This is a genomic window from Streptomyces sp. NPDC104367 (assembly GCF_055583825.1).
Map to the genome: position 1 here is coordinate 40,688 of NZ_JBVJND010000012.1, position 21,010 is coordinate 61,697.

The 21,010-nt window shown below is 72.8% G+C and carries 21 protein-coding genes; 5 read left to right on the forward strand and 16 right to left on the reverse strand.

All coding sequences use genetic code 11. The annotated features are described in order from the left end of the window. Positions 1-61: 61 nt before the first annotated feature. Positions 62-568: a CGNR zinc finger domain-containing protein gene (locus ACZ619_RS19390; protein ID WP_469600163.1), complete on the reverse strand. Its 507-nt coding sequence runs from the start codon at positions 566-568 to the stop codon at positions 62-64. A 114-nt stretch (positions 569-682) separates the two neighbouring features. Between ACZ619_RS19390 and ACZ619_RS19395 the strand changes: the two genes are divergently transcribed. Together ACZ619_RS19395 and ACZ619_RS19400 are read left to right on the forward strand one after the other, a co-directional pair. After that, a complete protein-coding gene (locus ACZ619_RS19395; protein WP_469600165.1) occupies positions 683-1,042 on the forward strand; it encodes a VOC family protein in 360 nt (119 codons plus the stop codon). A 24-nt stretch (positions 1,043-1,066) separates the two neighbouring features. Beyond that, positions 1,067-1,456, forward strand: a complete 390-nt coding sequence (locus ACZ619_RS19400) for a VOC family protein (protein ID WP_469600167.1) — start codon at positions 1,067-1,069, stop codon at positions 1,454-1,456. A 209-nt stretch (positions 1,457-1,665) separates the two neighbouring features. Here ACZ619_RS19400 and ACZ619_RS19405 read toward each other — a convergent pair whose 3' ends face one another. The 4 genes from ACZ619_RS19405 to ACZ619_RS19420 all read right to left on the reverse strand — a co-directional run bounded on the left by ACZ619_RS19405 (position 1,666) and on the right by ACZ619_RS19420 (position 5,788). Beyond that, positions 1,666-2,754, reverse strand: a complete 1,089-nt coding sequence (locus ACZ619_RS19405) for a dipeptidase (protein ID WP_469600169.1) — start codon at positions 2,752-2,754, stop codon at positions 1,666-1,668. Positions 2,755-2,921: 167 nt separating this feature from the next. Next, positions 2,922-4,109 carry a dipeptidase gene (locus ACZ619_RS19410; protein WP_469600171.1) on the reverse strand — a complete coding sequence of 396 codons (1,188 nt, stop codon included), beginning with the start codon at positions 4,107-4,109 and terminating at the stop codon, positions 2,922-2,924. A 21-nt stretch (positions 4,110-4,130) separates the two neighbouring features. Then, a complete protein-coding gene (gene purE, locus ACZ619_RS19415) occupies positions 4,131-4,628 on the reverse strand; it encodes a 5-(carboxyamino)imidazole ribonucleotide mutase (RefSeq protein WP_469600604.1) in 498 nt (165 codons plus the stop codon). Positions 4,629-4,648: 20 nt separating this feature from the next. Next, positions 4,649-5,788, reverse strand: a complete 1,140-nt coding sequence (locus tag ACZ619_RS19420; protein ID WP_469600173.1) for a 5-(carboxyamino)imidazole ribonucleotide synthase — start codon at positions 5,786-5,788, stop codon at positions 4,649-4,651. Positions 5,789-5,995: 207 nt separating this feature from the next. Here ACZ619_RS19420 and ACZ619_RS19425 point away from each other — a divergent pair, with 207 nt between their 5' ends. Then, on the forward strand, positions 5,996-6,499 hold the full coding sequence (locus ACZ619_RS19425) for a GtrA family protein (RefSeq protein ID WP_469600175.1): 504 nt from the start codon (positions 5,996-5,998) through the stop codon (positions 6,497-6,499). 27 nt (positions 6,500-6,526) lie between these two features. Here the strand turns inward: ACZ619_RS19425 and ACZ619_RS19430 are convergent, their stop codons facing one another. Together ACZ619_RS19430 and ACZ619_RS19435 are read right to left on the reverse strand one after the other, a co-directional pair. Next, positions 6,527-7,798 (reverse strand): ATP-binding protein, encoded by a 1,272-nt coding sequence (locus tag ACZ619_RS19430; protein ID WP_469600177.1) that lies wholly within the window; start codon positions 7,796-7,798, stop codon positions 6,527-6,529. Between the two features lie 94 nt (positions 7,799-7,892). Then, on the reverse strand, positions 7,893-8,570 hold the full coding sequence (locus ACZ619_RS19435; protein ID WP_016436346.1) for a response regulator transcription factor: 678 nt from the start codon (positions 8,568-8,570) through the stop codon (positions 7,893-7,895). A 492-nt stretch (positions 8,571-9,062) separates the two neighbouring features. Here ACZ619_RS19435 and ACZ619_RS19440 point away from each other — a divergent pair, with 492 nt between their 5' ends. Next, the gene (locus ACZ619_RS19440) at positions 9,063-10,559 is read left to right on the forward strand and encodes an oligopeptide:H+ symporter (RefSeq protein ID WP_469600179.1); all 1,497 of its coding nucleotides are present in this window, start codon (positions 9,063-9,065) and stop codon (positions 10,557-10,559) included. A 116-nt stretch (positions 10,560-10,675) separates the two neighbouring features. On the opposite strand, the gene ACZ619_RS19445 is transcribed toward ACZ619_RS19440, so the two are convergent. The 6 genes from ACZ619_RS19445 to ACZ619_RS19470 form a co-directional block, all read right to left on the reverse strand. Beyond that, positions 10,676-11,986, reverse strand: a complete 1,311-nt coding sequence (locus ACZ619_RS19445; RefSeq protein ID WP_469600181.1) for a hypothetical protein — start codon at positions 11,984-11,986, stop codon at positions 10,676-10,678. Positions 11,987-11,988: 2 nt separating this feature from the next. Beyond that, positions 11,989-13,056: a hypothetical protein gene (locus ACZ619_RS19450; protein ID WP_469600609.1), complete on the reverse strand. Its 1,068-nt coding sequence runs from the start codon at positions 13,054-13,056 to the stop codon at positions 11,989-11,991. 2 nt (positions 13,057-13,058) lie between these two features. Then, a complete protein-coding gene (locus tag ACZ619_RS19455; RefSeq protein ID WP_469600183.1) occupies positions 13,059-13,913 on the reverse strand; it encodes a COG1470 family protein in 855 nt (284 codons plus the stop codon). Between the two features lie 28 nt (positions 13,914-13,941). Then, positions 13,942-14,640, reverse strand: coding sequence for an LPXTG cell wall anchor domain-containing protein (locus ACZ619_RS19460; RefSeq protein ID WP_469600185.1), 699 nt, complete (start codon positions 14,638-14,640; stop codon positions 13,942-13,944). Between the two features lie 151 nt (positions 14,641-14,791). Next, complete coding sequence (locus tag ACZ619_RS19465; protein ID WP_469600187.1) at positions 14,792-15,310, reverse strand: ATP-binding protein; 519 nt, start codon at positions 15,308-15,310, stop codon at positions 14,792-14,794. A 184-nt stretch (positions 15,311-15,494) separates the two neighbouring features. Continuing rightward, positions 15,495-15,881: an STAS domain-containing protein gene (locus ACZ619_RS19470; protein WP_469600189.1), complete on the reverse strand. Its 387-nt coding sequence runs from the start codon at positions 15,879-15,881 to the stop codon at positions 15,495-15,497. A 307-nt stretch (positions 15,882-16,188) separates the two neighbouring features. Here ACZ619_RS19470 and ACZ619_RS19475 point away from each other — a divergent pair, with 307 nt between their 5' ends. Next, positions 16,189-17,082, forward strand: coding sequence for an RNA polymerase sigma factor SigF (locus ACZ619_RS19475; RefSeq protein WP_469600191.1), 894 nt, complete (start codon positions 16,189-16,191; stop codon positions 17,080-17,082). A 19-nt stretch (positions 17,083-17,101) separates the two neighbouring features. Here ACZ619_RS19475 and hutI read toward each other — a convergent pair whose 3' ends face one another. From hutI to ACZ619_RS19490, 3 genes are read right to left on the reverse strand one after another with little or no spacing between them, the layout of a single operon-like run. Then, the gene (hutI, locus tag ACZ619_RS19480) at positions 17,102-18,277 is read right to left on the reverse strand and encodes an imidazolonepropionase (RefSeq protein ID WP_469600193.1); all 1,176 of its coding nucleotides are present in this window, start codon (positions 18,275-18,277) and stop codon (positions 17,102-17,104) included. A gap of 35 nt (positions 18,278-18,312) precedes the next feature. Then, on the reverse strand, positions 18,313-19,653 hold the full coding sequence (locus ACZ619_RS19485; RefSeq protein WP_469600195.1) for a formimidoylglutamate deiminase: 1,341 nt from the start codon (positions 19,651-19,653) through the stop codon (positions 18,313-18,315). Further along, the gene (locus ACZ619_RS19490; protein WP_469600611.1) at positions 19,650-20,852 is read right to left on the reverse strand and encodes an allantoate amidohydrolase; all 1,203 of its coding nucleotides are present in this window, start codon (positions 20,850-20,852) and stop codon (positions 19,650-19,652) included. Before ACZ619_RS19490 ends, ACZ619_RS19485 begins: the two co-directional genes overlap by 4 nt. Between the last annotated feature and the right edge of the window lie 158 nt (positions 20,853-21,010).

Here is a 21,010-nt window from a genome sequence, read left to right on the forward strand (position 1 = left end):
CCGGTGTCTTGCTGCATTCTGCACCACCGGGCACAGGCGTGGCCGGTGAACGGACTGTGCGTTACCCCTCCTTGGCCCGGTAGCGGCGCATCTTCGCGCGCGCCCCGCACACCTGCATCGAGCACCAGCGGCCGCGGCCGGCGGGGCTGCGGTCGTAGTACGCCCAGTGGCAGGCGTCGGACTCGCAGGCCTTGAGGCGGGTCCACGTGCCCTCGACCAGCGCGGCGGCGACGGCCTCGGCGACCCGGGAGAGGAGCGGGGCCGGGTCGGCGGGGGCGAGGGTCGCCGAGCCGTCCACGGGGTCCACGGCGAGGCGCAGGGGGGCGTTCGCCAGCAGTTCCCCCAGCGGGGTCACCGCGCGGTGCGGGGGGTGGCCGGCGTGCGCGAGGAGGGTGGCGCGCAGGGACTCGCGCAGGGTGCGGGCGAGTGGGAGTCCGGCCTCGGTGACGCCGAAGCGGGCCCGGCCGTCCGCCGTGTCGAGCGCGTCGGCGCCCGACTCGAGGTCCAGCGTGTTCACCAGGGCCTCGACCAGGGCCAGGCCGCCCGGTGCGGGCGATCTCTCACTCATCCCTGCAAGTTACCTCCCGAATTCGGTTGCGGCGTTACCCGCACTGGGGGAGCATGCGGTAACGGTTACCTGTTACCCGCCTTTAAGGGTAACTTCGGCTTCGAGGAGGAAGTCATGGCTCTCGCCAAGCTCGGTGTCGTCGTCCTGGACTGCCCCGACCCGTCCGCGCTCGCCGGTTTCTACGCCGGGGTGCTGGGCGGCAGCGTCGAGGGCGACGGCGACTGGGTGGACCTGAGGGTGCCCGGCGGACCGGCGCTGGCCTTCCAGCGGGCGCCCGGCTTCGCCGCGCCGGGGTGGCCCGCCCCGGACGACTCGCAGCAGTTCCATCTGGACCTGGTGGTGGAGGACCTGGACACGGCCGAGAAGGGGGTGCTGGAGCTGGGCGCGAAGCCGCTGGACGCGGCGGACCGGGAGCGCGGGTTCCGTGTGTACGCCGATCCGGCGGGGCACCCTTTCTGCCTCTGCGCCGGCTGACCGGGCCGGGGAGAAGGAGGAGTCATGACGTCCGTGGCCCGTCTGCGCAACGTGGTGCTCGACTGTCCCGACCCGCACGCGCTGGCCGTCTTCTACGCGGCCGTGGCCGGCGGCACCCTGGTGGCCGAGGAGGACGACTGGGTCGTGCTGCGGCTGCCGGACGGGCTGCGGCTCGGCTTCCAGCGGGCGCAGGGGTACACCCCGCCCCAGTGGCCGCGGGCCGACCGCGACGGCCAGCAGTTCCACCTGGACTTCGACGCAGGGCCGGCCTGGGAGGACGTCGACGCAGCGGAGGAGAAGGTGCTCGCCCTGGGCGCACGGCTGCTCCGCCGCGAGGAGGACCCGCTGGCGGAGGACTTCCGCGTCTTCGCCGACCCGGCCGGCCACCCCTTCTGCCTCTGCCGCATCATCTGACCGCCCGACCACCGGGCGCCCGGGTTGCGAGTGACCACGGCGGGACCGGCCGGGGCAGGGGGGGCGGCCCTGGGCGGGCGGCTCCTGGACGGCCGGATCCCGGACGGCCGGATCCCGGGTTCGACGAGTGGAGGCGACGGATCCCGGGGGTAGGCCCCGGACGGCCGGATCCCGGGCGGCCGGATCTCAGGCAGCCGGATCCCGGGTGGTCAGGTTTCCGGGGCTGGGGGGCGGGGTTGGCTGGGGTCTCCGCGGTGTTGGGAGGCTCGGGCGGTGAAGTCGGCGGTGCGGAGGACTCGCTGGACGTTCTCCCAGGTCAGCAGGGACAGCTCGGTCTCCGACCAGCCGCGGCGGAGCAGCTCGGCGATCAGGTGGGGATAGCGGGAGGCGTCGGCGAGGTCGCGGGGGTGGACGGCACCGGAGTCGTACGTGCCGGACAGGGCGACGCACTCCGGGCCCGCGACCACGCGCACATGGTCCAGGTGGTCGGCCACGTCCTGGACGGTCGGGCCGGTCTGCTCGGCGGTCAGCGGCACCATGCACAGCCCCCGCTGCTCCCCCAGCCGCGCGAGCAGCCGGTCGGGGAGGTTGGCGGGGTGCGGGCGCACCGCCGCCGCCGCGGAGCGGGTGCACAGGACCGGTGTCTTGGACAGGGCGGTCACCCGGGCCAGGGCGGTCTCCGGGGCGCCGGAGAGGTCGGCGAGGACCCCGAGCCTGTTCATCTCGCGGACCACCTCCTCGCCGAACCGGGTCAGCCCCGCCTCCCCCGCCCAGGCGGCGCCCGCCAGGGAGAGCACACGCAGGCCGAGGGAGTGCAGGACGCGCAGGATGCCGAGGGAGTCGTCGATGGCGGCGGCGGGCGCGGGGCCGAGCACCACGGCGACCCGGCCGCAGTGCCGGGCGTCGATGACCTGCCCGGCGTGGCGCACCAGCCGCAGCCCCTCCGGATGCCTCTCGACCACCCGGCGGGCCAGGTCCAGCTGTTCCAGGGTGGTCCCCACGGCCCGGCCCGGCCGCTCCTCCTCCGGCGGCTGCAACGACCAGAACAGCGCCCCCACATGCCCCTCGCGCAGCCGGGGCACGTCGGTGTCCACGGCCGCCTCGCCCAGTTCCAGGTCGTACCAGGGCAGCGGTCCCAGCGCCCGCGGCAGCCCGCTGTAGCCGTCGGCGACGGGGTGCGCGGCCAGCAGGGCGTGCGCCCGCCTCAGGAGCTCGGTCTCGGACTCCGGCGGGAACGGGTCGTCAGGGAGACCGCCGACCTCGGTCGTGGCGGGGATGTCGTCCTGGAGGTCGGCCATGGCGGCTCCGTACGTCGTCGCGAGCTACGTCGAAAAGCGGCTGTAGCCCACCGTCGCACGCCTGGCCTGGGGGTTCCTGGTGGACGGGGCGTTCGGGGGTACCGCGCCCGAACGCCCCGGCCGGCCCCGCCGGAACCCGAACGCCCCGGCCTGCTCCGCCGGAAGGATCAGGCCCCGGCGCCGTCGAGGGACTCGATCGTCGCGTTCGCCGGACCCCGTTCGCTCTGCTGGGCGCGCGCCACGTCCTCCGCCGCGCCGAGCACCCGGACCGCGTTCTGCCAGGTCAGCTTGGCCAGGTCGGTGCGGGACCAGCCGCGGTCGAGGAGTTCGGCGATCAGGTTGGGGTAACCGGAGACGTCGTTCAGGCCGTCCGGGGTGAAGGCCGTGCCGTCGTAGTCGCCGCCGATGCCGACGTGGTCGATGCCGGCGGCCTCGCGCATGTGGTCGAGGTGGTCGGCGACCGTGGCGGTGGTGGCGACCGGGCGGGGGTGGCTCTCCTCGAAGGCGCGGTGGATCTTCATCGCGTCCTCGGTCGTGTCGAGGTGGTGGAAGCCGTGGGCGCGCATGTTGTCGTCGGCCGCCGCCGTCCAGTCGACCGCCGCCTGGAGCACGAACTTCGGCACGAACGTCACCATCGCCATGCCGCCGTTGGCTGAGAGGCGTTCGAGGACGTCGTCCGGGACGTTGCGCGGGTGGTCGCAGACGGCCCGGGCGGAGGAGTGGGAGAAGATCACCGGGGCGGCGGTCGTGTCCAGCGCGGCGCGCATCGTCGTCGCGGCCACGTGGGAGAGGTCGACCAGCATGCCCAGGCGGTTCATCTCGCGCACGACCTCGCGGCCGAACGCGGACAGGCCGCCGACGTTCGGCTCGTCGGTCGCCGAGTCCGCCCAGTCGTTGTTGTCGTTGTGGGTGAGCGTCATGTAGCGCACGCCCAGCTCGTACAGGCCGCGCAGGGTGCCCAGCGAGTTGTCGATCGAGTGACCGCCCTCCGCGCCCATCAGGGAGGCGATACGGCCCTCGGCGCGGGCCGCCTCCATGTCGGCGGCGGTCAGCGCGGCCCTCAGGTCGGCCGGGTAGCGGGCGATCAGCTGCCGTACGCAGTCGATCTGTTCGAGGGTCGCCGTGACCGCGCCCGGCAGGTCCGAGCGCACGTACACCGACCAGTACTGCGCGCCGACCCCGCCCTCGCGCAGGCGGGGCAGGTCGGTGTGCAGATGGGCGTTCTGGCCGGTGGCGATGTCTCGGGCGTCGAGGTCGTAGCGGACCTGCTCGCGCAGGGCGTACGGCAGGTCGTTGTGCCCGTCCACGACCGGGAACTCGCGCAGCAGGGATCGGGCTTCGTCGAGAGACGTCATTGCGTATTGCTTCCCGGTGTCCTACTTGCCGAAGCCGAAGCCGTTCGAGCCCTCGACCTTGGACCGCAGGCGCTTGCCCTTCTCGGTCGCCTGGTCGTTCAGGTCCTGCTGGAAGTCGCGCATCCGCTGGAGGAGTTCCTCGTCGTGCGCGGCGAGGATGCGGGCGGCCAGCAGACCGGCGTTGCGGGCGCCGGCGACCGAGACCGTGGCGACCGGGACACCGGCCGGCATCTGCACGATCGAGAGCAGGGAGTCCATGCCGTCGAGGTACTTGAGCGGGACGGGTACGCCGATGACCGGGAGCGGTGTCACGGAGGCGAGCATGCCCGGGAGGTGGGCCGCTCCCCCGGCACCCGCGATGATCACCTTCAGGCCGCGCTCGGCGGCCTGCTCGCCGTACGCCACCATCTCGCGCGGCATGCGGTGCGCGGAGACGACGTCGACCTCGTAGGCGATCTCGAACTCGTCGAGGGCCTGGGCGGCGGCCTCCATGACGGACCAGTCGGAGTCCGAACCCATGACGATGCCAACAACGGGGCTCATTCGGTGATCGTGCCTCTCAGGTAGCCGGCAGCGTGACGTGCGCGCTCGAGAACGTCGTCCAGGTCGTCGCCGTAGGTGTTGACGTGGCCGACCTTGCGGCCGGGCTTCACGTCCTTGCCGTACATGTGGATCTTCAGCTTGGGGTCGCGGGCCATGCAGTGCAGGTACGCGGAGTACATGTCGGGGTAGTCGCCGCCCAGGACGTTGACCATGACCGTCCACCGGGCGCGCGGGCGCGGGTCGCCGAGGGGCAGGTCGAGGACCGCCCGGACGTGGTTGGCGAACTGCGAGGTGATCGCGCCGTCCTGGGTCCAGTGCCCGGAGTTGTGCGGGCGCATCGCCAGCTCGTTGACGAGGATGCGGCCGTCGCGGGTCTGGAACAGCTCGACGGCCAGGTGGCCGACGACGCCCAGTTCCTTGGCGATCCGCAGGGCCATCTCCTCGGCCTGGAGGGCGAGCTCCTCGTCGAGGTCGGGGGCGGGCGCAAGGACGGTGTCGCAGACGCCGTTCACCTGCCGGGACTCGACCACCGGGTAGGCGACGGCCTGGCCGTGCGGGGAGCGCACGACGTTGGCGGCGAGCTCGCGGACGTAGTCGACCTTCTCCTCCGCGAGGACCGGCACACCGGCCCGGAAGGGGTCGGCGGCCTCCTCGGCGGTCTCGACCACCCACACGCCCTTGCCGTCGTAGCCGCCGCGCACGGTCTTCAGGACGACGGGGAAGCCGTCGCCCTCGGCCGCGAACCGGACCACGTCCTCCGGGTCGGCCACGATCCGGTGCCGTGGGCACGGCACGCCGATCGCGGTGAGCTTCGCCCGCATCACGCCCTTGTCCTGGGCGTGCACCAGCGCGTCGGGGCCGGGGCGGACGGGGATGCCGTCCGCCTCCAGGGCCCGCAGATGCTCGGTGGGGACATGCTCGTGATCGAAGGTGATCACGTCGCAGCCGCGCGCGAACTCACGCAGCGTGTCCAGGTCGCGGTAGTCGCCGACGACGACATCGCTCACCACCTGGGCCGCGGAATCCTGAGGAGTGTCACTGAGGAGCTTGAACCTGATGCCCAGCGGGATGCCCGCCTCGTGCGTCATACGCGCGAGCTGACCCCCGCCGACCATGCCGACTACCGGGAACGTCACACCCCCAGGGTATCGGCCACGCGGAGGTGGCCGGTTTCCGAGCCCGCGGCAAGGAGTCCCGTCTTCCGGTTCGCCGTCTCTTGCCCCGCTTTTCCGGTGTTCTTTCCAAGCCTTTCCCGACCTGTGTCGTCATCCACAGGCAGGGGACATCCCGGGTCGTTAGCATGGCTGGGTCGCCCATACCTACGGACGGGAGCCCGCACAACCATGGAACGTGGTTCCTCGGGGCTGCAACGGCTCGTACGCGAGGCCGCCAAGTTCGGCGCCGTCGGCGGTGCCGGGATTCTCGTCAATCTCGGTGTCTTCAACCTGGTCCGGCACGTCACCGAGCTGCCGGTCGTGCGGGCGAGCGTCATAGCGACGGTCGTCGCCATCGTCTTCAACTACCTCGGTTTCCGCTACTGGACGTACCGGGACCGGGACAAGGGCGGCCGGACCAAGGAACTGACCCTGTTCCTGCTGTTCAGCGCGGTCGGCCTGGTGATCGAGAACGGCCTGCTGTACCTGGCGACCTACGGCTTCGGCTGGGACAGCCCGCTGCAGAGCAACGTCTTCAAGTTCGTCGGGATCGGCGTGGCGACGCTGTTCCGCTTCTGGTCGTACCGCACCTGGGTCTTCAAGGCGCTGCCCGCCCGTGAGGCGGTCGCGGGCGCCGAGGCCATCCTGGAGCGGGCCGCCGACACCGAGAAGCCCCGGCAGCGGGTCCGCTAGCCCGGCGGGTCCGCGGGCCGCGCCGGGCTAGCGGACCGTGGGACGGTCCTCGTCCTGCTTGTGCTGGGGCGGGGTCCGGGACAGGAAGAGGCCGAACACCGGCGGCTGGGCCTGGAGCAGCTCCAGCCGGCCGCCGTCGGCCTCGGCGAGGTCGCGGGCGACGGCCAGCCCGATCCCGGTGGAGTTGCGGCCGCTGATGGTCCGCTCGAAGATCCGGTTGCCGAGGTCGGCCGGGACCCCGCTGCCCTCGTCGGTCACCTCGATGACGGCCTGGTTGCCGGTCACCCTGGTCCGCAGGGCGACCGTGCCGCCCCCGTGCATCAGCGAGTTCTCGATCAGCGCGGCCAGCACCTGCGCCACCGCGCCCGGGGTGCCCACCGCCCGCAGATGGCGCTTGCCCGAGCTGACGATCGCCCGCCCCGAGCTGCGGTAGGCGGGCCGCCATTCGGCGAGCTGCTGCTGGATGACCTCGTCCAGGTCGAAGGAGACGGCGGAGCCGGTGCGCGGGTCGCGGGAGTTCGTCAGCAGCCGCTCGACGACGTCCGTCAACCGCTCCACCTGCGTCAGCGCCACGTTCGCCTCCTCCTTCACGATGTCCGGGTCATCCGTGAGGGTGATCTCCTCCAGGCGCATGGACAGCGCGGTCAGCGGCGTGCGCAGCTGGTGGGAGGCGTCGGCGGCCAGCCGCCGTTCGGCGGTCAGCATCCGCCCGATCCGCTCGGCGGAGGAGTCCAGCACATCGGCGACCCGGTCCAGCTCAGGGACGCCGTACCGCTTGTGCCGGGGGCGCGGGTCGCCGGACCCGAGCCGCTCGGCGGTCTCCGCGAGGTCGGTCAGCGGGGAGGCGAGCCGGTTGGCCTGCCGGATGGCCAGCAGGACGGCGGCGATCACCGCGAGCAGCGCGACGGCCCCGATGATCAGCAGCGTACGGCCGACCTCCCGGGTCACCGTGGAGCGCGGCTCCTGGACGGTGACCGTCTCGCCCTCCTCGCCGTCGGCCGTGTAGTGGATGACGTCGCCCTCGGGCTTCACCCCGAGCTCGATCGGCGCCTTGCCCGGGATCCGGATGACGGCGTACTGCTCCTTGCCGACCTGGCTGCGCAGTATCCCGGCGGTGATGTCCTCGTCCCCGAGGATCCGGCTGTCGACGATGCTCGCGAGCCTGAGGGCCTCGGAGTCGACGCGTTCCTGGGCGCTGTTGCTGATGGTCCGGCTCTCGACGATCACGAGCGAGACACCGAACACGGCGATGACGACGAGAACGACGGCCAGAGTGGACTGAATGAGCCGACGCCGCACTTCAGCGCCCCTTCAGAGTCGCGGGGAACTGCGCGGCCGGCCACGCACAACGGCCGGTCGCGCTCTCAGCGGTACCACCCACGGCGAATCGCACTCAGCTCTTCTCGAACCGGAACCCGACACCACGCACGGTAGCGATGTACCGGGGATTCGCCGCGTCGTCGCCGAGCTTCTTGCGCAGCCACGAGATGTGCATGTCGAGGGTCTTGGTCGACGACCACCAGGTCGTGTCCCAGACCTCCCGCATCAGCTGGTCCCGGGTCACCACCCGGCCGGCGTCCCGCACCAGCACCCGCAGCAGGTCGAACTCCTTCGCCGTGAGCTGGAGTTCCTCGTCGCCCATCCAGGCCCGGTGCGACTCGACGTCGATCCGCACCCCGTGCGTGGCCGGCGGCTGCGCCGGCTCCGCGGCGCCGCGCCGCAGCAGCGCCCGTACCCGGGCGAGCAGTTCGGCGAGCCGGAACGGCTTGGTGACGTAGTCGTCGGCGCCTGCGTCCAGACCGACGACGGTGTCCACCTCGTCGGCGCGCGCGGTCAGGATGAGGATCGGCACGGCATGGCCCTCGGCACGCAGCCGGCGGGCCACCTCCAGACCGTCCATGCCGGGCAGTCCGAGATCGAGCACGACCAGATCGACGCCGCCCTGCATTCCGGCGTCGAGCGCGGTGGGTCCGTCCTCGCGCACCTCGACCTCGTAGCCTTCCCGGCGCAGTGCGCGGGCCAGCGGCTCCGAGATGGACGCGTCGTCCTCGGCGAGCAGTACACGGGTCATGAGGTGATGGTAGTCCGCTCACGCGCAGTGCAGGAGTGTGATCGGCGGTAGGGATTCTTACCTTGGGGCACAGTGGTACGAACCCGTGGGCGCCGGGTGGGACCGTGGCGGGGACCTTCGAAACCGGGTGCCGGGTTCCGGTGACACCTGTGATCCCTGTCTCAAGTCCTTCCATATCCGGCACTGTCCTGACGTACAGTGATGTGAACGCCTGTAGTGCACCCGGGGACCTTTGGTGGGCATCTTGACACTGAAGGTCTCTTTTGTGTGCGGGCCGGCCCTCGCCGGCCTCGAAAGGAATGACCTCTGGCCGGGCTCCGGACGCGACACAGCGTCACGGGGCGTGGATCCCGGTGGTCGCCGTCCACCGCTCCGCGACCCGGAGCGGACTCCCCGTGGGCGTGGGGCGGACGAGCCGACCCGCCGGTGCCGGCCGATCCCCCCACGGGCGCGCCAAGCCCCACCGCGCGCTCCGACCAGCAAGGAACGACCATGGCGTCCAGCCTGACGAAGGACTCGGTCCGACCGGGCACCCCCGGTTCCGAGAAGACCTTCTTCGGCCACCCCCGCGGACTGGCCACCCTCTTCATGACCGAGATGTGGGAGCGCTTCTCCTACTACGGCATGAAGGCCCTGCTCCCGCTGTACCTGGTCGCCCCCGGCGGCCTGCACATGAGCGCGGCCTCGGCGACGGCGATCTACTCGGTGTACCTGTCGCTCGTGTACCTGCTCGCCCTGCCCGGCGGCTGGTTCGCCGACCGTGTCCTCGGTCCCCGCAGGACGGTCGCCGTCGCGGGCGCGGTCATCATGCTCGGCCACCTGACGCTGGCGCTGCCCGGCTCCGGTACGTTCTTCGCCGGCCTCGGCCTGGTCGCCATAGGCTCCGGCCTGCTGAAGGCCAACATCTCCACGATGGTCGGTCACCTGTACGACGGCCCGGACGACCCGCGCCGGGACGGTGGCTTCACGCTCTTCTACATCGGCATCAACCTGGGTGCCTTCGTCGCGCCGCTGGTCATCGGCACGGTCGGCGAGAACTACAACTGGCACCTCGGCTTCGCGCTGGCCGCGGTCGGCATGGCGCTGGGTCTCGCCCAGTTCCTGCTCGGCACGCGCCACCTGAGCTCGCGCTCGGACATCGTCCCCACGCCGCTGTCCGCCGCCGAGAAGAAGGCGACGCTGACGAAGGCCGGCCTCTGGGCCGCCGTCGCCGCGGTCTTCTACCTCGTGGTCGGGGTCTCCGGCGTCTACACACTGAACTGGCTGCTGGTCCCGATCACGGTCGCCGGTCTGCTGATCCCGGTCGTCGTCATCGCCCGCATCAAGCGGGACAAGGACCTGGACCGCGCCGAGCAGTCCAAGATGAGCGCCTACATCTGGTTCTTCGTGGCCGCCGCCGTCTTCTGGATGATCTACGACCAGGGCGGCTCGACGGTCTCCCTGTTCGCCGACGCCTCCGCGAAGAACACGATCTTCGGCTGGAACTTCCCGGTCTCCTGGTACCAGTCCGTCAACCCGGTCATGATCATGGCGCTGGCGCCGGTCTTCGCCTGGGCGTGGCTGGCGATGGCCCGCCGGGGCAAGGAGCCGAGCACGGCGGTGAAGTTCGCCGGCGGTCTGGTGCTGATCGGCGCGTCGTTCTTCCTGTTCCTCGCGCCGCTGTCGATCGCGGACGGCGGTCACAAGGCCGCGGCGATGTGGCTGGTCGGCATCTACTTCGTGCAGACCGTGGGTGAGCTGATGCTGTCCCCGGTGGGTCTGTCGGTCACGACCAAGATGGCCCCGGCCAAGTACGCGTCCCAGATGATGGGCGTGTGGTTCCTCGCGGTCACCGCGGGCGACGCGACCACCGGTCTGCTGTCCATCGCGGGCGTCGACCTGAACCGGACGGGGATCGTGGCGTTCCAGGCGGTGCTGGCGGTGCTCGCCGGCGCGGCCGTGTGGATGTACCGCAAGAAGGTCCGTGAGCTCATGGGCGACGTCCACTGACCGTCTTCTGACGGAGGGCCACCGCATCCTTCGGACGGGGTGGCCCTCGTCGTGTTTCGGCTAGCGGTCGGTGGGGGTCGCGCGCGCGGTTCCCGGCGCCCCTGGAAGCGGGGAGGTCACCTCGTCCTCTGCCGGGGCATGAACGTGAAGACCGCGCCGCCCAGCAGGATGGCCGTTCCGGCCACCAGGCCGAGCGCCTTCAGGGCGCCGTTGCTGCTGTCGCCCGTCTCGGCCAGGCCGCCGCTGCTGCTACTGCTGCTGCTTCCCGACGTGGTGCTGCCCGACGCGCCGCTCGCCTGCTCCGTCGTGTCCAGGGTCAGGGAGACCTCGGTCTTCGTCGGCGTGCACGTGGTCGTCGTGCCCAGCGCCTCGACCGTCAGGACGCCCGGGGACAGCGTCGACGTACCGCTCGCCCCCGGCTTGTAGGTGCCGGTCAGGTCGGGGATCTCGATCGGGTCGCCGGACTTGATCGCGGCGGAGTTGGTGGGGCCCTCCACATGGACCGTGCCCGTGTCGGCGCCGCCCAGGACCACCTCCATCGACGGCTTCACCGAGTCCGCCGGGATGTCCGCGGGGCTGTCCATGACCGACCCGTTGAACTGCACGGTGAGGTCGAAACTGCCGCCGTCCTTCTTGGCGTTGATCTGCACCGGCGAGGTCGCGCTCTTGTCGCCGATGGGCGTCTTGCAGGCGTAGGGGATCTCGACCTCCTTGCCCGTGAAGTCGGTCTGGTCGGAGCCGGTGCCGTCGGAGGCGGAGGCCGAGGCCGACGCGGAGGCCGACTCCGACGCCGAGTCGGACGGGCTCGCCGAGTCCGACGGGGACGCCGAGTCCGACGCCGACGCGCTGTCCGTCGGGGTCGCCGAGCCGCTGGAGTCGGCGCCGCTGACCTCGATCGTCGCCGCCTGCGGAACCGTCCCGGACGGCGTGCACACGGTGTTGGTGCCGTACGCGTTGACCGTGTACTGGTCCGGCGTGAGCGTCACCTCGCCGGCCGTGGTCAGTTTCAGCGTGCCCGTCATGTCGGCCAGCACCATGTCGCCGCCCTTGGGGATCGCCGGGTTCTCGCGCGGCCCCTGCATGGCGATGTCGGCGCTCTGCGCGCCGGCCGCCTTGAGCGTGCCGGACGGCTGCACCGAGTCGGCCGGCAGGTCGATGATGTCCGGGTTCTTGGACGCGGCCTGGACGAACTTCCAGGTGATGTCGACCGTGTCGCCGACCTTGGCCGTGGCGGGCGCGGTGATCTCGACCTTCGTGGTCCCGTCGACGGGGTCGGCGACCCCGGCGGGCGGTACGCAGTGGGTCGCGAACGACACCTGGGCCGCCTGCGCGGTACCGGCGGCCGCGCCCAGCAGGACGCCCGCCCCGCCGAGGACCAGCGCGGCCGCCGCCGCACCCGCTCTGACCGGTGTCACTCTCCTTCGCATGCTCACGTGGGTCCCTTCGTGGTGGGAGTCGTAGGACTCGTCGAACTGTCGTCGTGCGGTGCGGAGAGCCGGCCGGCCGCGGCGCCCGGATCGTTGTCCGGGGTGAACCACGGCAGGGTCGAGGCCGTCGGAGGGGCCGGCTCCGGTGTGCGCAGGAGCGGCAGCCGGAGGGTCGGACGGGAGGGCCGGTGGATCCCGCGGTGCCGGACGCCGCCCGCGCGGGGCGGCCGTACCCGGTCCACCACGGCCATGCCGATGCGGAAGACGGCGGCCGGTACGACCACGCAGAGCAGGATCCAGAAGAGGGTCACGCCCCAGGGGCGGCCGACGCCCCAGGGCTGCTCGGCGAGGACCTTGCCGCCGTACCGCAGCGAGACGGTGTAGTCGCCGTGCGCGCCGGCGGAGAGTTCCACGGGCAGCTTGACCTGGGCCTTCTTCCCGGGGGCGAGGGTGCCGCGCCACTGCTGCTCGTCCCACTGGGGGGCGAACACGCCGTGCGAGGTGCCGACCTGGAAGACCGGGTCCTTGAGCGTGGAGGAGCCCGCGTTGCCGATGGTGAAGACGAGGGTGCGGGACGGGGGCGCGCCGAACCAGGTCAGCAGGCCCGAGGAGCCGTCCAGGCGGGTGTCGGTGAGCATCGACAGCCGGCCGCCGGTGGCCTCGGCGGGCAGCGGCTCGACCGGGTGCCCGGCCACCGTGAGGACGACGTCCGCGTCGGCCGTGGCGCCGGTGACGGTGGCCACGTGCACCACGCAGGGGCAGGGCACCGGCGGTTCGGCGACCGGGAGCCGCTTGCTGAAGTGGCCGTTCGCGTCGGTGGTGACGGCCCGTCCGTCGCCATTGGCGCAGGAGTTGGTGCCGCCGATCACGCCCCGGGACGGGCTGGCCCGGCCGCAGACCAGCATCATCAGCAGGGTGTGCGGCCGCCAGCCGGTGCCGCTGACGGTGACCGAGCCGCCGACGCCGGCCTGGGCCTCGGAGACCGTGACGGCCGGCCCGCCGGCCGCCGTCGCCGCCGCGGGCGGCAGGAGCAGCGCGAACACCGCCGCCAGTATCAGGACCGCACGCACCCTCACCCCGCCGCTCCCGTCAGCTCTGGGTCCCTGTCCCCGGCCGGGACTCCGGCCGGCTCCCCGCCACGCCGCTTCCGCAGCCGTACGACCGTCACGGCGGCCCCCGCCGCCAGCGCGCCCGCGGTTCCCGCCGCGACTCCCCGGGGTACGAACCGGGCCCGCGCGGCGGCCGTGTCCCGGGCGCCGCCCGCCGCCGTCGCCGTGAGGCGCACGTCGACCGCGTCCAGGGCGGGCCGGCCGGGCCACGGCTCGCTCAGCCCGGTGCGGGTGCCGGGGGCGAGGCGGACCGGGAGGGTGCGCGGGGCGCGGTCCAGCAGGACCCGGCCGAAGACTCCGTCCGCGTGCACCGAGAGCCGCGGCACCAGGACGGTCGTACCGCGGTTGACCAGCTCGTACGTGATGCGGTCGCCGTGGACGGCGACATGTTCGACGGTCAGCGCGGACAGGGCCGGGCCGTCCACGCGCAGCCGGACGCGGACGGTGGCGGTGCGGCCGTCGGCGCCCTTCGCGACCAGCGTGCCGGTGCGGTCGCCCGGTGCGGCGCCGGTCGGGACGGTCACCGTGAAGGGGACGTCGGCGCGGGTGCGGGCGGGGACGCGGACGCTCCGCCGGGCGAAGGCGACGGGGAGACCGGTGCCGGACAGCCGTACCGTCACCGGGTGCCCGCCGGGGTTGGCCACCGACACGGTGTCCTGGAGGACCGCGCCCGGGGCGCCCTCGGCGTAGAAGGACGGGCGGCCGCCGCCCAGCGGCGCGAGGGACCAGCCCTCGGCCGCCGCCGCGCGCGGGGCGGCGGCGAGCAGGGTCAGGGCGGTGGCGCCGAGGACACGTGCGGTGGACTGGGCGGACGGCATGGGCGGCTCCAGCGGTCGGACCCGTAGGTCAGCGGCGTGCGGTCTGGTTCCGCCGGGTCAGCCAGAGGGTGCCGGCCGCGCCCGCGAGCAGCACGGTGCCGCCGAGGGTGCCGAGCGCGACGAAGGAGTCCTCGGGGCCGGTCTTCGGGAGGGTCGCCCCGGAGTCGGTGCTGGTGCCGCCGGACGACGAGGAGCTTGAGCCCGACGAGCCGCTGCCCGACGCCGTCACGTCCAGCGTCAGGGCGGGGCCGGGGCTGTTGGTGGGGTTGCAGGTGGTCGTCGTGCCGAGCGCCTTGATGGTGAGCGTGGCCGGCGTGAAGGTCACCTTGCCGGACTTCTGCGGCGTGTAGGTGCCGCTCAGGTCGTTGATCTTGATGGGGGTGTTGGCGGGGATCGCGGCCTGGTTGGCGGCGCCCGACACGTTCATGGTCCCGCTGTCGGCGCCGCCCAGCTTGATGGTGGCGCTCGGTTTCATCGCGCCCTTGCCGAGCTCGACGGGGCTGGAGGAGACGCCCTTCTGCCAGGACATCGTGATCTTGTAGCCGCTGCCGCTCTTGACCCCCTTGATGTCGATCGGGGAGACGGCGCTCTTGTTGCCGATCGGCGTCTTGCAGGCGTAGTTCACGTCGACGACGGTGGCGTGCGCCGCCGGGGCGGCGAGCAGCACCGCCGATCCGGCCAGCGCTGCGGCGGACGCGAGCGCGGCGGTTCGTTTGGGGTACGACACGACGGTCCACCTCGTTCCTGACGGCACATCAGATTGGGCCGTCAAGGTACGCCGGGGGCCATGAGGAGGGAAGAGAAAGGGCGTGGCGGAAGTGTGGGGATAGTTCCGTCCGAAAGCGCCCCCGCGCCGGCCGCCCGTGACCGCCCGTCGGTTACGCGGGCGCCCCGAGTTCCGCCCAGACCGTCTTGCCGGCCGCCCCCGGTGTGCGCAGGACGCCCCAGTCCAGGCACAGCCGCTGCACGATGAACATCCCGTGGCCGCCGGGCCGACCCGCCCGGTGCGGGGTGCGGGGGGCCGGCTGTCCGGCCCCCCGGTCGGACACCTCCACCCGGATCACCTTGTTGTCGCAGGCCAGGAAGAGTTCGTCGGGGCCCTCTGCGTGCAGGCACGCGTTGGTGACCAGCTCGGACACGACGAGCAGCACGTCCTCGGCGGCGGCCCGGCGGTCCGCGGACGCCGCCGGCAGCCACCCCCACGCGTAGAGCGCCTGGCGCGCGAAGTCGCGGGCGAGCGGCACGACCCCGCTCTCGCCGTCGAGACGCAGCCTGCGTACCTGACGACCCCCCGGCGAGGCGGACGGCGTGCCGGACACCGCCCCCTCGGACGTCCCGGAAGCGCCGCTGGGCTCCGGGCCGCGGTCGCCCGGCGGGTAAGGCCGGGTGGTGCTCATCAGCGCTTCACCTCACCGTTTCAGCGGTTCACGAGTCAACATGTCGCGTTGCCGCAGTTTCGTACGGCGCCGTCGGCACGACCCACTCAGAAGTGGCCGGGCCGGGCGCCGCCAGATCCAGAATCTCTCCTGCCCGACCGATGCGCAGGAACACCCCCCGGTTCCGGACGTCGGGCCGATCGGCTCAGCCCTCGTCGCCGGCCTCGCCGGCCAGCGCCGCGTCGAGGGAGTCGTGGACGGTGAAGACCGCCTCGGCCCCGGTGATCTCGAAAACCCTGGCGACGACCGGCTGCATCCCGGCGAGGTGTACCCCGCCGCCGGCCGCCTCGGCCCGCAGGCGGGCGCCGAGCAGCACGTTCAGTCCGGTCGAGTCGCAGAACTCCAGGCGCGAGCAGTCCACGACGAGGCGCGAGAAGCCTTTGTCGAGGAGATCGTCGAACGGCTCGCGCAGCAGATCCGCGGTGTGGTGATCGAGCTCACCCGCGGGAGTCACGACGGCGCTGGAGCCCTCTTCCCGCACCTCCACCAGCAGCCGGCCCGACTGTGCGCTGCCGACCGTCCCGTGGTCCATTGCCGTCTCTCTCCCGAGGTCGTGACCGCTTTTCGGCACCGCCCGGACCAGGTCCCGCGATGCCCGCCGATGTCCGCCGAACGCCTTGGCGACGCCCTCGAACATTACGCCTTCTGCACGCACTCCGACACCCGAACAACCGCCCAGAAACGGACACATGCTAATAGAACGGACTTGCGATGGACTCTGTCGAGCCGGTAGGGCTAGTAGGGACACGCAAACCGACACGGCCGGCTTTGGAGGCGCCGCACACCGCAGTGCACGCACGGCTTCGGCAGCCTTATTGCCGAGAACGATGGAGGACACCATGTCACCCCGGCTCGACGCCTCTCATACCCTGACGACGACGTCGACACCCCCACCGGAACCACTGGACGCCATCGAGGGACCGCTCGCCGGACTCGACCTCCCCGAGATCCCCCCGTACGACCAGGTCGACGCGGTCGACGCACGCGCCCTGTCCAAGACCCTCTTCGAGCGGCTGGAGTCGCTGGAGGAAGGCACCCACGAGTACGCGTACGTGCGCAACACGCTCGTCGAGCTGAACCTCGCCCTGGTCAAGTTCGCCGCCTCCCGCTTCCGCTCCCGCAGCGAGCCGATGGAGGACATCATCCAGGTGGGCACGATCGGCCTGATCAAGGCGATCGACCGCTTCGAGCTGTCCCGCGGTGTCGAGTTCCCCACCTTCGCGATGCCGACGATCATCGGCGAGATCAAGCGCTTCTTCCGCGACACGTCGTGGTCGGTCCGCGTCCCGCGCCGCCTCCAGGAGCTCCGGCTGGACCTCGCCAAGGCGGGCGACGAGCTGGCCCAGCAGCTGGACCGCGCGCCCACGGTCGCGGAACTCGCCGAGCGCCTCGGCCTCTCCGACGACGAGGTGGTCGAGGGCATGGCGGCCTCCAACGCCTACACCGCGTCCTCCCTGGACGCGCAGCCGGAGGAGGAGGACTCCGAGGGCGCCCTGGCGGACCGCATCGGCTACGAGGACCACGGTCTGGAGGGCATCGAGTACGTCGAGTCCCTGAAGCCGCTGATCGCGGAACTGCCGGCCAGGGACCGCCGGATCCTCTCCCTCCGCTTCGTCGCGGGCATGACCCAGTCGGAGATCGGCGACGAACTGGGGATCTCCCAGATGCACGTGTCCCGTCTGCTGTCCCGGACCCTGGTGCACCTGCGCAGGGCGCTGACCCTGGAGGAGTAGCGCGCGGCCGGGTCCGCCGTCAGACGATGCGTTCGCCGTGTCGCCACACCCCGGCGACCAGGGGGACTCCCGGGCGGTAGGCCAGGTGGACATGGCTGGGGGCGTCCAGGAGGAGCAGGTCGGCCCGGGCGCCCGGGGTGAGACGGCCGATGTCGTCGCGCCGCAGGGCCGCCGCGCCGCCCGCCGTGGCCGACCAGAGCGCCTCGTCCGGGGTCATGCCCATGTCCCGGACGGCCAGGGCGACGCAGAACGGCACCGAGGACGTGAAGGAGGAGCCCGGGTTGCAGTCGGTGGAGAGGGCGACGGTGACCCCGGCGTCCAGGAGCCGGCGGGCGTCGGGCCAGGCGGCGCGGGTGGAGAACTCGGCGCCCGGCAGGAGCGTGGCGACCGTGTTCCCGCTCGCCAGCGCGTCGACGTCCGCGTCGGTCAGGTGCGTGCAGTGGTCGGCGCTGGCCGCGTCGAGTTCGACGGCCAGCCGGACGCCGGGGCCGTGGGAGAGCTGGTTGGCGTGGACGCGCGGGACGAGGCCCCGGGCCCTGCCCGCCGTGAGGATCGCGCGGGCCTGGTCGCCGTCGAAGGCGCCCTGCTCGCAGAACACGTCGACCCAGCGGGCGTACGGCGCGCAGGCGTCGAGCATCTCGCCGGTGACCAGGCTGACGTAGGCGGCCGGGTCACCGGCGTACTCCGGGGCGACGACGTGGGCGCCGAGGTAGGTGACCTCGTCGGTGTGGGCGGCGGCGATGCGCAGGGCGCGGGCCTCGTCGGCGACCGTCAGGCCGTAGCCCGACTTGGTCTCGAAGGTGGTCGTGCCCTGGCGGAGCGCCTCGGTGAGGTAACGGGTGAGGTTGTGCTCCAGTTCCCCGTCGGTGGCCGCCCGGGTCGCCGCGACCGTCGTGCGGATGCCGCCGGCCGTGTAGGAGCGGCCGGACATACGGGCGTTGAACTCCTGGGTGCGGTCACCCGCGAAGAGCAGGTGGGAGTGGGAGTCCACGAAGCCCGGCAGCACCGCCCGGCCGCCCGCGTCGACCCGGTTGTCAGTGGCGGGTGCTTTCCTGGACTCACCGGTCCACACGACCCGGTCACCGTCGATGACGACCGCCGCGTCCCGGACCAGACCGAGGGGAGACCCGTCACCGAGGGAGGGATCGTTGGTGACCAGCGTGGCGATGTCGGTGATGACGGTACTGCTGCTCATGGTGGCCTCGTCGGGGTGCTGGTGGGGGCTGGTCGTCAGGCGCGCAGGGCTTCGACGGCCCGCGCGAGGTCGTGCGCCGCGTCGGGCACGAGGGTGTGCGCGCCGTCGCGTACGACGTGACGGCCCGCGACGACCGTGTGCCGTACGTCGGCCGCCGTCGCGGCGAATACGGCTGTCTCGGCGCCCAGGCGGGGCACCGGCCCGGCCGTTCTGACCGAGTCGAGCGCGATCGTCGTCAGGTCCGCGAAGGCGCCGGTCCCGATGGTGCCGGCGTCGTCCCAGCCGAGGGCGGCGTGGCCGTCGGCGCAGGCGGCGCGTAGCAGGGCGGCGGCCGTCCAGTGGCCCCGGGTGCGGGTGCGCAGCCGCTCGTTCAGCTCCATCGCGCGGGCCTCTTCGAACAGGTCGACGACGGCGTGGCTGTCGGAGCCGAGGGAGAGCGGGGAGCCCGCGCGCTGGAGGGCGACGGCCGGTCCGATGCCGTCGGCCAGGTCGCGCTCGGTCGTCGGACACATGCAGGTGCCGGTCCCGCTGCGGCCGATCAGCTCGATGTCCCCGTCGGTGAGATGGGTGCTGTGGACGCCGGTGGTGCGCGGGCCGAGGACGCCGTGGTCGGCGAGCAGACGGGTGGGGGTGCGGCCGTGGGCGGCGAGGCAGGCGTCGTTCTCCGCGGTCTGCTCGGACAGGTGGACGTGCAGCGGGGCCCGCCGCTCCTCGGCCCAGCCGGCCACGGTCGCCAGCTGGTCCGCGGGCACGGCCCGTACGGAGTGGACGGCCGCGCCGATCCGCGCGTGGTCCCGTTCCTTGAGAACTGAACAGCGTTCGGCCCAGGCCTGCGCGGTGCCGTCGGAGAAGCGCAGCTGGTGCGTGTCGGGCGGCGCGCCGAAGCCCGAGGAGAGATAGGCGGTGTCGAGGAGGGTGATGCGGATCCCGGCGTCGGCGGCGGCCGCGATCAGGGCCTCGCCCATGGCGTTGGGGTCGGCGTAGGGGGTGCCGCCGGGGGCGTGGTGCACGTAGTGGAACTCGCCCACGCAGCTGATGCCGGCGAGCGCCATCTCGGCGTACACCGCGCGGGCGAGTGCGTGGTAGGTGTCCGGGGTCAGCCGGTCGGCGAAGGAGTACATCAGCTCGCGCCAGGTCCAGAAGGTGCCGGAGCCGACCTGGGCGGTGCCGCGCAGCGCGCGGTGGAAGGCGTGCGAGTGGGCGTTCGCGAGCCCGGGGAGGGTCAGGCCGCGCAGGATCTCGGCGCCGGGCGGCGGCGCGGGCACCTCGGTGCGCACCGCCGTGATCCGCCCGTCGGCCGTCTCCACGGCGACGCCCGGCTCGACATGCGTGTCCAGCCAGGCGTGCTCCAGCCAGTACGTCGTCCCTGTCGTCACCCGCGGACCAGCCCTTCCAGTACGTCGGCGAGCGCCTCCACCCCGGCCACGCAGTCGTCCTCGGCCGCGGACTCGGCCGGGGAGTGCGAGACGCCGGTGGGGTTGCGCACGAACAGCATGGCGGTCGGGACGCTCGCGGAGAGGATCCCGGCGTCGTGTCCGGCGCCGGTGCCCAGGACGGGCACGGTCAGGCCGGTGTCCCTGCCGAGGATGCGGCCGAGTTCGTCGCGCAGGGCGTGGTCGAACTCGACGACCGGCGTGAAGGACTCGCGGACCACGTCGAGGTCGATGCCGTGCGCCCCGGCGTACTCCCGGGCCGCCTTCTCGATGCCGTCGACGACGGTGTCCAGGGTGGCCTGGTCGGCGGCGCGGGAGTCGAGCCAGCCGCGGACCAGGGAGGGGATGGCGTTGACGCCGTTCGGCTCGACGGCGATCTTGCCGAAGGTGGCGACGGCGCCGGCGAGTCCGGCCTCGCGGCGGGCGGCGAGCACGGTCTCGGCGTACGACAGCATGGGGTCGCGCCGGTCGGCCAGCCGGGTGGTGCCGGCGTGGTTGGCCTCGCCGCGGAAGTCGAACCGCCAGCGTCCGTGCGGCCAGATGGCGCTGGCGATGCCGACCGGGTCGCCGGACAGGTCCAGCGCCCGGCCCTGCTCGACGTGGAGTTCGACGAAGGCGCCGATGCGGGCGAGCCGCTCGGGGTCGGCGCCGAGGGCGTCGGGGTCGTGGCCGGCGGCCTCCATGGCCCGCGGGAGCGTGATGCCGTCCGCGTCGGTGAGCCGGTGCGCCTGCTCGACGGTGAGCTGCCCGGCGGCGAGCCGCGAGCCGACGCAGGCGAGCCCGAACCGGGCGCCCTCCTCGTCCCCGAAGTTGACGATGGCCAACGGCCTCGCGAACGCGGTTCCCCGGCCGCGGAGTTCGTCGAGCGCGGCGAAGGAGGACACCACGCCGAGGGGGCCGTCGAAGGCCCCGCCGTCCGGCACGGAGTCCAGGTGCGACCCGGTGACGACGGCGTCCCCGGCGGCGGGGTCGCCCAGCCAGGCCCACTGGTTGCCGTTCCGGTCGACCTCGTAGGCCAGCCCGCGCGCCTCGGCCTGCTCCCTGAACCAGGTACGGCACTCGGTGTCGGCCCCGGTCCAGGCGAACCGCCGGTAGCCGTGGGAGCCGGAGTGGCGGCCGATGGGCGCCAGTTCGCGCCACATCTCCTGGAAGGAGGAACCGCCGGCGGGCTGCGGGCGGCCGTCCCGCGGGGCGGTGGGGGTCCCCCCGCCCGGCCGAGGCCGGGAGCGGGGGCGGGCGGGCGCGGCGGACGCGGCAGACGGCGGCGAGGGCTCGGCCCCCGCCGGGGCGTCGCCGCCGC